Consider the following 12,519-nt stretch of genomic DNA (forward strand, 5'->3'; position numbering starts at 1 on the left):
CCTTAGTACAGCCTTTCGATCATATGATTGAACCCCTCCACAACTTTGATGATTTCTCGGATATCTACCTCACCCTCTGGACTCTCCACTCTCAAGATGCGGTCACAATCGCCCAAGTCGAAATTAATACTCAGGTCAGGCCACTTGGCTGATAAATACCCCAAAATGCTACTGGCCTGCCCTTCATCGGTGACGTTGGTTTTAAATACTTCTACCGTAGACAAAAGCGGGTCAGCCTGAGGGATCAAGGTATCGCTCTGGTTCATTATTTCTCTCCACAGTTGAACATCCACTGCACTCCAAACTGATCAATGCAGCTCCCATAATAGTCCCCCCAAAACATCTCCTGAAGCTCTTGGGTCACCTGTCCGTCTTTGGACAACCCATCAAACAAACGCTTGGTTTCTACACGGGTATCCGGCTGGAGATTGATATAGGCATTGTTTCCAAAATTCAATTGGAACCCCATCGACTCAGGAGCGTCTGTCCCCATGAGGTTGTGACAGCCCAATATTTTCAGTTCGATATGCATGATTAGATTCTTGTCCTCTTCAGCCATAGGAGGCACCCCTTCTTGTGGAGGAATATCTCCAAACCGCATAGGACCATCTCCGAAGAATTCCCCTCCAAAAATGGACTTATAAAAATTGAATGCTTCCTCTGTGTTTCGAGAAAAATTGAGATAGGTGCTTACTGCTGCCATGGTTATTGGATTTAGTTTAAACTGATATATTTATTTCGCCAAGTTGGCGCTTTGCTCCTCTACTGATGTGGGTATTGAGAGATGAATACCTAGAACCTTCATTGGGTAGTTTCTATCACGTAAGAATGCATTTCTTTGATGATGGAGCTACCAGCACTGGCAAAGCGATACACATCACAAAAAGCGTAGGTCTTATCCGTCATCTTCATCTCCCCTTGGAGTGAAGCATCTTTGCCATGGGTGATAATTGTATGTATGACCACTTCATCAGCTACATAGTTTTTCATGGCATTGATTGCTTTGGAGAACTGTTCCTTGCCTTGGATGGATCGGTCTCCGTAGATTTCCCAACGTATATCATCGCTGACGTGCTCGATGATGAAATCCACATCCCCTTTGGCAAATGCGATATTAAAGTCTTTGAGAAAGCCCTTCTTAGGAGCGTTTCCACAGTCTGGGGTTACAGTTATTTTAGTCATTGTATCATAGTTTTCATCAATGATCGCTCATGTATAAAAGATTCCACCGGTGCCCATCTAGATCAGCAAAGGCACAGCCGTACATCCATCCTTGAATGTCAGCCGGCGGTGAAAATACTTCACCGCCTAGCGCTGCTACTTTCACAGCCATATCATCTACATATTCCTTGTCTGGTGCCCCTACCGAGATGAGTACTTCCGTACTCTTAGAGGTATCTGTGATGGTTTGTATAGCATATTTTTCGAACTGTGCGTGAGTCACCATCATGACAGGCACACCTCCGATTCTGAATCCAATCATGTCGGGAGCATCACGCAAGGCTTCAAAGCCTAACTCACTAAAAAAGGCTTTCGTTTTCTCTAGGTCTTTTACCGGCAAATTGAGCCACAAATCTTGTTTCATCTTTTCTTGGTTTTTGATTGTATCAAAGTTCATAAAAATCATATTCAAACATGCAGTGTCAATACGACATTGTAAGGGGTTGATCACGACAAGGTTAATTCGTAGCTTGCTCATATGAAACACATCTCCATTCTCGTACCCGAAGGGGACACTAGCCTCAGCAACCTAGAAGCTACCCACAAGATGTTTACGATGGCCAATGGCCATTTGGAACGCACAGGGCAATGCCCTCTCTTTGATGTGCACTTGATCGGTCAGACCAAGGAAAGTCAAATCAGCAACGGTATATTCAGTATAAAGCCAGACCTAACGATCGACGAGGTGGATCATACTGACCTCATCATCATCCCCGCCATTCATGGGGATATTCGTACGGTTTTGAAGCTCAACCAGGCTTTCGTCCCTTGGATCATCGATCAGTATCAAAAAGGATCTGAAGTAGCAAGTCTCTGCATCGGAGCTTTCTTACTGGCCCAAACGGGGCTTTTGGATGGAAAAAACTGTGCGACGCACTGGCTGATGACAAGGGAGTTTCGAGAGATGTATCCTGATATCAATCTCGTGGATGATAAAATCATCACCGACCAACAGGGTGTCTACACGAGTGGTGGCGCTTACTCCTCATTGAACCTCAACCTCTACCTCATCGAGAAATTTGTCGGTAGAGACATGGCAGTACTCTCTTCCAAAATATTCGAAATCGACATCAACCGACACAGCCAATCCCCCTTCATTATCTTCAAAGGACAAAAGGATCATGACGATGATGTCGTAAAGAAAGCACAAGAATATCTGGAAACCCATTATGCTGAGAAAGTGATAATGGACGAACTCTGTGAGCGTTTCGCTGTAAGCCGAAGAACCTTTGAACGAAGGTTCAAAAAAGCGACCACAAACACAGTCATCGAATATATGCAGCGCATACGAGTCGAGGCGGCCAAAAGAGACTTAGAAATAGGCAAAAAGAATATCACCGAGGTGATGTACAACACAGGCTACAATGACGCCAAGGCTTTTAGAGAGGTATTTAAGAAACACGTAGGGATCAGTCCATTAGAGTACCGGCAGAAGTACATGAGAGGATATGCTGAGCAAAATCATCCATAATATGATTCAGCCATAGATGCAGAAGCTACTCAAGCCAGCAACGCAAGTGATGCGAAAACTTATCCTATCGAACCATTCGATAAAAATTCCACCGCAATCACCTATTAGAAAATATTCAAAATACCACAAAAAAATAGTCCGCAATTGTATTGCGGACTATTCATTCTCTATATCCAAAACTGTCAGGTTTGTTTCCTCCCTTAAAAGGCCACTACCCCCGCATTCGCCTTTACCGTTTTCATCTGACCCACTGGATCAAAATTCAAGCTGTCGATGGCTAGCTCTCTGAGTAGTGTGCCGTTATTGTCCCGAATGCGGTGATAGAGGATGTAATCTTGCCCTCCCTGTTGGAATACCGTGTGATGACCAGGCCCCAAAGTAGTAGAGTCTACGCTCGTGGATACAATAGGACTGCTCTCCTCTTCGACCCACGGTCCATAGGGTGTATCACCTACTGCGCTTCTGATCATATAGGTACGATCCACACATTTGCCCTGAGAGTACATGAGGTGGTACTTGCCATCCTTCTTGAGCATGTAGGGCGCTTCGAAGTAGTTGGGTGGTGTCACGTCTCTAATCTCTGCAGCATCAAAAGTCACCATATCCTCCGCCAGCGGCACCACAAAGCAATGTCCATTCTCCCAATTGAGTCCCGATCCCCAGTAGAGATAGGCCTGTCCATCTGTATCGACGAAGGCTTCCGCATCGATCATGTGATACTCTGGAAACATGTCTCCTTTGATCAACGGCGTACCATCCTCTTTGGCATTGCGCCATGGCCCGAGTGGGTGATCACTCTCTCCTACCCAGATTTCGTTGTGCACGGTGACATACATGTAGAAACGACCGTCTTTGCCCTGAGTCACTCCTGGTGCCCACACGCGATCACGACCCGAAGTAGGGCTGCTACAATCCTTCAGGTTTGGCCACTGGATGTGCTTGCGCTCCCAGTGCAGAAAATCATCGGACTCCAAGACGACCAACTCCTCGCCTCCCCAGGGATCGACCGTCGCATAGATGTAATACTTCCCTTCGTATTGCACGATAGAAGGATCGGCACAGGCAATCTCCGATATGGGATTAGCAATTCGCTTTTCATTCTTGACTTCATCACCCTTCTTTTGACAAGAAAGAATAGATCCCATGAGTGTCAAAAGAAAGAATGATGTAAATGTGGTAATTGTGATTGCTTTCATAGGGTATGATTAGTTATTTGATAGGCTCGATACCTTTCAGCGTAGGTGTCACTTGAGTGATTTTTCCTTCCGAATCAAACTCCATCGCATCGATGCATACTTCCCGATGAAAACCAGCCGCTCCGCCCATTTCCTTTCCGTTGGGGTGATTGAATCGGTGGTAGACGATGTACCACTCGTCTTTGCCCGGTACTTGAATCACCGAGTTGTGTCCTGTCGCATAGATTTCGTTTGCCTCGTCTTTTTGGATCACTAGGTTGTCTTTCGAGAAGGTAAGCGGGCCCAATGGTGAGTCAGCAGTCGCATAGCGCACACGATAGTTTGGACTCCTCGTATCGTCCTCAGACCAAAGAAAATAGTACTTCCCCTCTCTGTAAAACACCTCTGCTCCCTCTCTGAAGGTCTCGTCTGGGGTCATCACTTGCATGGTCGATCGATCGACCGACACCATGTCCTCGTTCAACTCCACGACAGCTAGGTATCCATTGCCCCAATAGAGGTAGGTCTTCCCTGACACAGGGTCGGCAAACACGTCGGGATCAATCTCCTGACCTCCATCCACACCCTCTGGTTTGAAATCGATGAGTGGCTGACCAGAATCCTCAAAAGGCCCAGACGGGGAATCCGAAACCGCCACGCCGATGCGCTGTGCTGCGGTGAAATAGTAGTAATATTTGTAACTGCCATCCTTTTGCTTCTTTTCTATCGCCGTAGGTGCCCAAGCGTTGCGATCCGTCCATGACACGTCTTTTTTCAAGTCTACAATCACACCTTCGTTCGTCCAATGTACCAAGTCAGGTGACGAAAAGGTCTCAAAGTAACTCCCCGACCAGCCGTTGAAACCATCGGAAGTTGGATAGAGATAATACTTCCCTTCTTTCTCTGAATATATAATCTCTGGATCTGCATAGTAGCCCTCTAGCACTGGATTGTGATCTACGCTTAGACTCACTGCGTAAGTCTTGCTTTCCCCATCCGCTAGAGAGAGTGTATAGTTCACTGCCCCTTTGCTAAAATCTTGCGGTCCGGTAGTCTCCATTTTCACCCATGGCACCACCTCAAATGCGGGATCGAAAGAGGCTGCATTCACTTCGTCTTGGATCGGCAAGTAAATCGTGGCATTCTCCTCATCCACGACTACATTCATGGCTTTGACCCCTTCGCCAGTAGCAGTTTGAATCGCTCCGTCCAAACCTCCCCATATGTTGATCAAAGCTCGTTTTTCTGCGGCTGTGATAGGAATCACAGTACCATGTCGGGGATGAAAATTCATAGACACATTCTCATCGATCACACGAAAGTTCTCCAAGTCCGTCGATTCACAGAATTGATACTTCCCCGATGTGTACATATCGTACATCAGGATGTACTTGTCCGTGTCAATCAATGGAAAAACACCTGACCCCTCTACAGGAGAGTCTGTCTGATCCATGTATTCTGTCCCGACGACATAGCTTTCGTTGATTTTGTCTGATACTGCTTTGAGTATCCCTTTGGCTCCTTCTTCTTCATTCTTGAAGAACATGTGGTACTTGCCCTGATGATAGATGATGTCCCCATCGATGCACGCCCCTGTTTTAAATAGGAGTTGTTTGGGTTCGGCTTCCAACCCTGTAAAATCTTCGTTGGCATAGGCGTAGTAGATGATATCCGCGTCATAGTTGTGACGCATAGACCAGTAAATCATGTACTTGCCGTTGGCTTGGTCATAGATCGTCTGTGGTGCCCACACACGGTTCACCGCTCCAAAGTTCTCCGGATAGGTCTTAGGGATATCTATGACAGTATGGGTCCAATCGATCAAATCCGCTGACTTCATCAACACCATGGCGGTGTTTTCCCAACCCATCTCAGGGACGTATAGATCGGTGACAACCATGTAGAAAAATCCGTCTTCGCCTCGCAAGATATGTGGATCACGCACACCACCAGAGACACTGATATCCTTGGAGTCTACGATAGGCTGGTTACCGTTCATGGCATAATAGTTAAAGCCGTTTTCACTCAAAGCATAGTGAATCGACTCCTCATCGGGACCATTCCCTACGAAATAGGTAAACAAATAAGCGTCATATTTTGGTTCGTTTTGGCATGAGCCAAAAACCAAGATCGTCAAACACCCCAGTAGAATTTCTTTCAAATATTTAAACATGCTTTTGTCGTTGTAATAGTTACAGTTTAGTTCATCACGCAAGTGACGATCGACCTTGCAGGTAAGGTAATTGTCCCATATACATCTTTTGTTTTAATCAAGCTTAGGTTTTCATGATCCAATGAAGAGGTCCGATAGATGGAAGTTTGCTTTAATCTCTTTGGTATTCCTGCCATTCGTATCGTCTTAGGTTGATCCAATGCATTGCTCAGTACGAGCGTCAGTTGCTTCCCATCTGCCGACTGAAACGCCGAGACGAGCAATTCGTCAAGAGAATCGTGGATGGTCTTGTTGTCAGATCGTGTCACCTTGACCCGTACAGAACCCGGTCTCACGAAACGCGAGTAGTGCCCCAAAGTCCAAAGCATTTTGGATTCATAAACCTCCCCATCCTGTTTGTCATCATCGATATATACCAATCCATCTTTGTAGTCATAGGGGCTAATCGCCAACCACCAATGCCAAGCACTGGCCTGCGCCACGACCAAGTCCGCATAAATCACCTTGGCGATATACAAGGCGGCATCCATACCCAAATCTCTGCCACTGCCCTTGATTTGTTCATTGTTCTCTAGAATACAGTACTCGGACATCCAGTACTCCAGCTGTGGATCAATGTCCTGCATTGTCTGACGAAGCGATTCCCGTTTGCCAATCAAAACACTAGAATCCCACGTGGAGAAATAACTGTGTCCAGCAATCTTCTTTCCGACAGTAGAGAGCCCCCCTACATAGTTGGGCGAACTGGGAGAGAAAAATTCTTCAACTTGATTTCCTCGCAAAGAATTGTTCTTGTTGTCATAGAGGTAATCTATCTGGCCCGATTCGGTCAATTCAATTTTGGTATCTAAACTTGCTTTTCGAATCTCACGATCAAGTACGTGCGTCATGGCAGCTATTTCGTCGTTGTTCCATGGCGTCCCCTCCTGTCCACAGCATTTCCACTCCCACTGCGGCTCGTTGAAGGGACTGATATAATCAAACTGCACGCCCGAAGTTTGGGAAAGCCCTTGTAATGTCTGCACCAAAAACTGAGCATAGTCAGGATAGCGATCTGGGCTCATGTTAGCAGCCAGCCCATCGTCTGACCAAGCTTTGCCATTGGAAGTCATCGAAACAGGTGGGCTGTTGACAAAGGCGATAAAATCAGTGACCCCTCTGTCTTTGGCAGCCTTCAAAAACCATTGTTGTCCAGCCTGTTTGCTCCAGTCATAGGAGCCGTCCGCTTGCAGCAAGCACTCGGCCCGTCTCCATGCGTCTGTGATCCCACTGGCATCTCCTTGTTCGGAACTTCCCGCTCCGATGTTGAACCGCCAAGTTGATAGACCAATACCCGTTGGACTACCATCCTTTTTGGTCTCAAGGCTAAATAGCAAGTCTGCTATTTGCTCCCTTTTGGCTATCGGCCAGTTAGCCCCCACATACTGGGTAGTCCAAGCATCCGAAGCGCCAAAATTGTGAATCGTTTGGTACGTAGAGTCACAGTCGAGCTGAAATACTACATCTATGAGTTGTTCTGTTTGTGCGTGCTCTGCCTTTTCGTTGGGGCTTGCACAGCTCCAGAGCAAAAGCAAGACTGCTCCTACCCCCAACAATTGAATTTGAATTCTGATCATTGTACTGAACTACTATCCTTATCCGTCAGTCTGATCACATAGCTGTAGCTATACTTATCCGCGTTCAGCAAATACGGTGCATGAGGCAAGTAGCCCCAGCTGTTGTCACCTCCCACACCCCGCTGTGCCAGATCGATATGCAAGGTGATATTCTGGCTGTACCTCAAATCTGTCGGGTGCTGCTGCTTTTTGGTCATACCTGGATCGAGATCTTCTGTCTTGATATTCAAAGCACTAAAGTTCAAGGGTTGTCTACCTGCAATCATGATCGACTGCCCTTCATCATTCGACAATCGAACCCATCGAGTATCAGTGTGGTTACCATACTCCTGAGGTCGGATATAGGGCATCTTTTGCTCGCTGACTTTGTGCTCCCAACCCCCCAGAAAGCTTGCTGTACTACGATCGCTGTAGTTTTCTCCTGGTCCACGACCATAATAAGTCACTTGATCAAAGCTTCCTGGCACATCCATGCGCATCCCAAACCTTGGAAGCTCCGGCAGTTCCTTTCCACTCACATCTATAGAAGAAGTGACTGCTATGGAACCGTCGTTTTGAATCAAATACTCAACTGTATAGGGCACGTCAACATCCGTCAGCTGATAGTACACTCGTATGGATAACCCTTCCTTGTTTGGCTCGCCTGCCTCTACACTTTTGAGCGTTTTGTTGCTATGTGCTGTTCTCCATACCCCCGACTGCTCAGGCATGTGATTACCAAAATCATTGTCAATAGGAGCTCTCCAAAAATATGGGCTCGGCAAATTTCCAAGGCTCACTTCTCCATTGGTGTAGGACGAAAACTGACCCCATTTTTTATTGAACGTACCAGCAACACTACCTGACTCAAATTTGATTTGATCTCCATCTTCTTGCACCGTCAGCTGTCCTTTGACCAGTCTCTGATCAAAGGATGCTTCTTGGAGTATAAACTGCTCCCTTGCTATTTCATACCCTACAGGAATAATTTCCGTCCCAGACTTGGTATAGGCAAACACATTGAGATAATATTCTTCATCACCAGAGTACTTTGGCAGTTTGATTCTCACCTCAGCTACACTATGAGGAGCTGCTTTCACTTTGAACTCCTTTGAAACCTGTAGTTCACCATTCTTGTACAACTCCCAAGTGAATTGATATTGGTTCAAATCCGTGAAATCATACAGGTTCTCAACACTCAAAGTACTCTTCTTTTCGTCCCAATCAAAAAGGATGTTTTGGTAGACCTTCTTGACCTCTGACAGTCCAGGATGTGGCGTCCTATCTGAAGACACGAGACCATTGGCACAGAAATTTTCGTCATTTTGGAAATTCAATCCACCCAAATCACCTCCATATGCCCAATAAGTACCATTATCATCTTCGGCTTTCAATCCCTGATCTACCCAATCCCAAATGAAGCCTCCTTGCATCTGTGGACTACTCATGATGATGTCCCAGTACTCTTGGAAATTACCGCTGCTGTTGCCCATCGCATGTGCATACTCGCACATGATGAAAGGACGCGTCTTGTCGGTCGCTGCAGCATACTTCTTCATGTGGTCTATGCTTGGGTACATCGGACATACGATATCCGTATTTTCATTTTCACCCGCTTGCTCAAACTGCACCAATCGGGTATTGTCTCGCTCCTTGATCCATTGATAGCCCTCATGAAAAACTGGCCCATTGCCACACTCATTGCCCAGAGACCAAATGATGACTGACGGGTGATTTTTGTCCCGTTCGACCAGTCGCTGCATACGATCCAGATGTGCAGGCGCCCATTCGGGCAAATAGGCAGGATGACGAGTCTTGTCAAACCAACTCTGCCACTCTGCACCCATACCGTGGGTTTCGATATTAGCCTCGTCTACCAAATACAACCCATACTGATCACAAAGCTTGTACCATAGTGGATTCTGGGGATAGTGGCTGGTACGAACTGCATTGATATTGTTTTGTTTCATCAGACGGATGTCCTTCATCATGATTTCATGTGTCGGCACGTGTCCCTTCACATCGTCGTGGATATGGAGATTGACCCCTTTGACCAGCACAGGTACGCCATTGACTAGCAATTGCGCATTTTTGATTTCGACCGTTCGGAATCCAATCTGCTCACTAGTGATCATCGACACTTTTCCTTTGGTGTCTTGGAGTGTGATCACACAGTCATACAAGTTGGGCGACTCAGCACTCCACTTGGACACATTTTTGATTTGAGAGGAAAAGGTGATCGGATCATCTGTAGACCTAAATTGTTTTTCTTCCGAAAAAACGGCTTGGTTTGATCCTACCGGAAAAAGTTCAACCTTGACTCCTCCAGAAGAATTGATCTTCTGATCAAAAGTCCTAAGATCTAGCTCAGCGGAGAAAACTCCATCTTGGTATTTGGCGTCCAACCCTGCTTTGAGAAAGAAGTCCCATACTGCTACTTTGGGCAAAGCATACAAATACACATCCTGTTCTAGTCCGCTCAAACGCCAAAAATCTTGGTCTTCTAGATAGCTACCGTCGTGCCATCTGAACACCTGGATAGCTATGACATTTTCACCTTTTTTCAAGAAAGGTGTCACCTCAAACTCCGAAGGGGATTTGGCGACTTTGGTCATTCCGACTTCCTCTCCATTGACGAAGATTCTAGCATAACCAGAAACCGACGACAGGTTGAGGATGACTGCTTTATCACCCCAGTTGGCGGGGAGTTCGAAAATCCTTCTATAGGTCCCTACGGGGTTGTAATCATGGTCCAGAAAAGGTGGGTTGGCTGGAAAGGGATAGGCCACATTGGTATAGATGGGGAGATCAAACCCCTCAATTTCCCAATTGGCAGGAACTGTTATGTTTTCCCACGCAGAATCATCAAACGAGCTTTCGAAGAAATCCATCGGTCGGTCTGATGGCTTCTGAACCAAGTTGAACTTCCAAGTCCCATTGAGAGAAAAGAAGTTGGGAGATCGGCTAAAATCGTCAACTCTGGCAGCTTGCATCTGCTCATAAGCGATGAAATCAACATGACCGGCTTCTTTGTTTCGTTCATAGATACTTGGGTTTTCCCACTCATTCTTCTCCTGCCCCAACAGCGGCAAATGAAGGATAATGGCAATCAGAAAGGATGTGATGTTTTTTGTCATTGATATATATTTATTCCCCATTCAATTTCTTCTTAACAGGTAGGTTGATCTTTTGTGTTTATTGCTGCTTCCGAATCCATGCTATACTGGACCAACAGTAGTAATTCTTTCTTAAAAAAACCTTTTTTCTGTGCTATTAGAAAAGAATCTCCCTCAGAAAGAGGGAGATTCTTTTACTCTTCCAATTAATACCCTGGATTTTGCGGTCTCAAATTTTCATTGTTTTGAATCTCTCTTGACGGAAGTGGCCATAGCCATCCTTTTTCCGCATCAAAATTCCTTTCAGCTGCCGTCACTTCTTGAAATTCCCAAGTCGCTGCATCTGATGGATCTGACAGTTTGGCCTTGTCATAGCCAATGACATTGTGTACCAAAGATTCGTCCTTCCATCTCAGCATATCTAGATAACGAAGACCTTCGATAGCAAACTCCACGCGTCGCTCATGACGAACAATATCACGCAACTCATCTGTAGTTAACCCAGCTCCCTCGGCATCCTCTACCTTAGGCATATTGACGCGAGCCCTGACCTCATTGACTAAATCATAGATCTCTTGAGAAGTACTACCTGACTCGGTCAATGCTTCCGCTTTCATCAAGAGTACATCCGCATAGCGCATCGTGATCGTATTGATTCCACAGTTGTTTCTATTGGTATTCGATAGATCTGCGTACTTGCGTGGTCTCACACCTGTCAAAGTCTCATCATTGGCAGGGATCAAAGTCCGGTCAGGCCCCATATCCGTCCCTGGCAAAATGAGAGTTGCGGCCAATCGTGGGTCTCTGTTCAAGAATGGATCCTGAGCATCGAATCCCGAAGCGACATCATCTATGGCCATCCCGTTTTGCATATGGTACTCATTGATAAGATCTACACTGATATTAGGTGTAGGCCACTCTCCAAAAGACAGTGCCGAACTTGGCCAAGGCTGCTCATTTAGGTTTTGCATATACTGGATATCAAAGATTACTTCAATGTTGTTTTCATTCTCTTCTTTGAAAACCCCCTCATAATCACCGAACAAATCATATACCCCAAGGTCGATCACTTCTTGCGCTGCATCTGCAGCTTCATCCCACATTTCACTGTAAAGATAAAACCTAGCCTTATAGGCCAGTGCAGCCCCAGCGGTAGCTCGCCCTATATTCTCTCCTGTATAAGAAGTTGGAAGATTCGCCGAAGCATAATCCAAATCCTCCATGACAGCAGTTAACACTTCGCTTTTGGGCGTACGAGACACCAAAGCATTGTCGACTATCTGCTCTTCAAGTATCAACGGAACATCCCCATAGAAATGAATCAAGTCTCCATACATATAAGCCCTCAAAAAACGCGCCTCTCCAGCCATCTGTGCCTTCACTTCATCAGCTACAGGAGCCTCTTCGATAGACTTCAAAAAACCATTGACCCGAACAATAAGTTGGTAAGCTCGTGCCCATTTGGCATCAGCTGCCCAACTGTTACTATTGTGTTGCCAGTTACCAAACTCTAGCGAACCCTGCCATGCATGGTGACATACACCATCATCCGACATGAAATCAAATTGAAACCAGTGAATTGGCGTTTCATACTGCTTTATATTTTCATATACTCCTGTCAATCCCATGGAAAGCTCTTCTTCATTTTGATAAAATGTATCTGGGGACAGTCTATCCAAAGGGCTCTTGTCCAGTACGTCATCCGAACAACCAAACACCAAAAGGATGGATAAAAAAATTGATATTGTATTTCTAGTCTTCATCATTT

General features: G+C 45.8%; 10 protein-coding genes. 1 reads left to right on the top strand and 9 read right to left on the bottom strand.

All coding sequences use genetic code 11. From position 1 onward, the window contains the following. Window positions 1–2: 2 nt before the first annotated feature. The 4 genes from BGP76_RS06910 to BGP76_RS06925 form a co-directional block, all read right to left on the bottom strand. Window positions 3–266, bottom strand: coding sequence for a hypothetical protein (locus tag BGP76_RS06910; protein WP_073123209.1), 264 nt, complete (start codon window positions 264–266; stop codon window positions 3–5). Beyond that, complete coding sequence (locus tag BGP76_RS06915) at window positions 266–703, bottom strand: VOC family protein (protein WP_119844086.1); 438 nt, start codon at window positions 701–703, stop codon at window positions 266–268. The genes BGP76_RS06910 and BGP76_RS06915 overlap by 1 nt, the downstream gene beginning before the upstream one ends. A gap of 98 nt (window positions 704–801) precedes the next feature. After that, on the bottom strand, window positions 802–1,182 hold the full coding sequence (locus BGP76_RS06920) for a nuclear transport factor 2 family protein (RefSeq protein WP_119844087.1): 381 nt from the start codon (window positions 1,180–1,182) through the stop codon (window positions 802–804). Window positions 1,183–1,198: 16 nt separating this feature from the next. Then, complete coding sequence (locus BGP76_RS06925) at window positions 1,199–1,585, bottom strand: VOC family protein (protein ID WP_099600683.1); 387 nt, start codon at window positions 1,583–1,585, stop codon at window positions 1,199–1,201. A 114-nt stretch (window positions 1,586–1,699) separates the two neighbouring features. Between BGP76_RS06925 and BGP76_RS06930 the strand changes: the two genes are divergently transcribed. Continuing rightward, on the top strand, window positions 1,700–2,692 hold the full coding sequence (locus BGP76_RS06930; RefSeq protein WP_119844088.1) for a GlxA family transcriptional regulator: 993 nt from the start codon (window positions 1,700–1,702) through the stop codon (window positions 2,690–2,692). 200 nt (window positions 2,693–2,892) lie between these two features. On the opposite strand, the gene BGP76_RS06935 is transcribed toward BGP76_RS06930, so the two are convergent. The 5 genes from BGP76_RS06935 to BGP76_RS06955 form a co-directional block, all read right to left on the bottom strand. Further along, window positions 2,893–3,888, bottom strand: coding sequence for a family 43 glycosylhydrolase (locus BGP76_RS06935; protein ID WP_221409851.1), 996 nt, complete (start codon window positions 3,886–3,888; stop codon window positions 2,893–2,895). A gap of 13 nt (window positions 3,889–3,901) precedes the next feature. After that, on the bottom strand, window positions 3,902–6,040 hold the full coding sequence (locus BGP76_RS06940) for a family 43 glycosylhydrolase (protein ID WP_119844339.1): 2,139 nt from the start codon (window positions 6,038–6,040) through the stop codon (window positions 3,902–3,904). Between the two features lie 26 nt (window positions 6,041–6,066). Continuing rightward, window positions 6,067–7,656: a glycoside hydrolase family 30 protein gene (locus BGP76_RS06945; RefSeq protein ID WP_119844090.1), complete on the bottom strand. Its 1,590-nt coding sequence runs from the start codon at window positions 7,654–7,656 to the stop codon at window positions 6,067–6,069. Continuing rightward, window positions 7,653–10,772 carry a glycoside hydrolase family 2 TIM barrel-domain containing protein gene (locus BGP76_RS06950; protein WP_119844091.1) on the bottom strand — a complete coding sequence of 1,040 codons (3,120 nt, stop codon included), beginning with the start codon at window positions 10,770–10,772 and terminating at the stop codon, window positions 7,653–7,655. Before BGP76_RS06950 ends, BGP76_RS06945 begins: the two co-directional genes overlap by 4 nt. Before the next feature lie 185 nt (window positions 10,773–10,957). Then, the gene (locus tag BGP76_RS06955; protein ID WP_119844092.1) at window positions 10,958–12,517 is read right to left on the bottom strand and encodes a RagB/SusD family nutrient uptake outer membrane protein; all 1,560 of its coding nucleotides are present in this window, start codon (window positions 12,515–12,517) and stop codon (window positions 10,958–10,960) included. Window positions 12,518–12,519 lie beyond the last annotated feature (2 nt).

This window comes from Reichenbachiella sp. MSK19-1, assembly GCF_003590315.1.
Lineage (GTDB): Bacteria > Bacteroidota > Bacteroidia > Cytophagales > Cyclobacteriaceae > Reichenbachiella > Reichenbachiella agariperforans.

What these genes read in the sequence shown, in the direction of transcription:
- BGP76_RS06910 (WP_073123209.1), bottom strand. Translation starts at nt 266, where the DNA reads ATGAACCAGAGCGATACCTTGATCCCTCAGGCTGACCCGCTTTTGTCT.
- BGP76_RS06915 (WP_119844086.1), bottom strand. Translation starts at nt 703, where the DNA reads ATGGCAGCAGTAAGCACCTATCTCAATTTTTCTCGAAACACAGAGGAA.
- BGP76_RS06920 (WP_119844087.1), bottom strand. Translation starts at nt 1,182, where the DNA reads ATGACTAAAATAACTGTAACCCCAGACTGTGGAAACGCTCCTAAGAAG.
- BGP76_RS06925 (WP_099600683.1), bottom strand. Translation starts at nt 1,585, where the DNA reads ATGAAACAAGATTTGTGGCTCAATTTGCCGGTAAAAGACCTAGAGAAA.
- BGP76_RS06930 (WP_119844088.1), top strand. Translation starts at nt 1,700, where the DNA reads ATGAAACACATCTCCATTCTCGTACCCGAAGGGGACACTAGCCTCAGC.
- BGP76_RS06935 (WP_221409851.1), bottom strand. Translation starts at nt 3,888, where the DNA reads ATGAAAGCAATCACAATTACCACATTTACATCATTCTTTCTTTTGACA.
- BGP76_RS06940 (WP_119844339.1), bottom strand. Translation starts at nt 6,040, where the DNA reads ATGTTTAAATATTTGAAAGAAATTCTACTGGGGTGTTTGACGATCTTG.
- BGP76_RS06945 (WP_119844090.1), bottom strand. Translation starts at nt 7,656, where the DNA reads ATGATCAGAATTCAAATTCAATTGTTGGGGGTAGGAGCAGTCTTGCTT.
- BGP76_RS06950 (WP_119844091.1), bottom strand. Translation starts at nt 10,772, where the DNA reads ATGACAAAAAACATCACATCCTTTCTGATTGCCATTATCCTTCATTTG.
- BGP76_RS06955 (WP_119844092.1), bottom strand. Translation starts at nt 12,517, where the DNA reads ATGATGAAGACTAGAAATACAATATCAATTTTTTTATCCATCCTTTTG.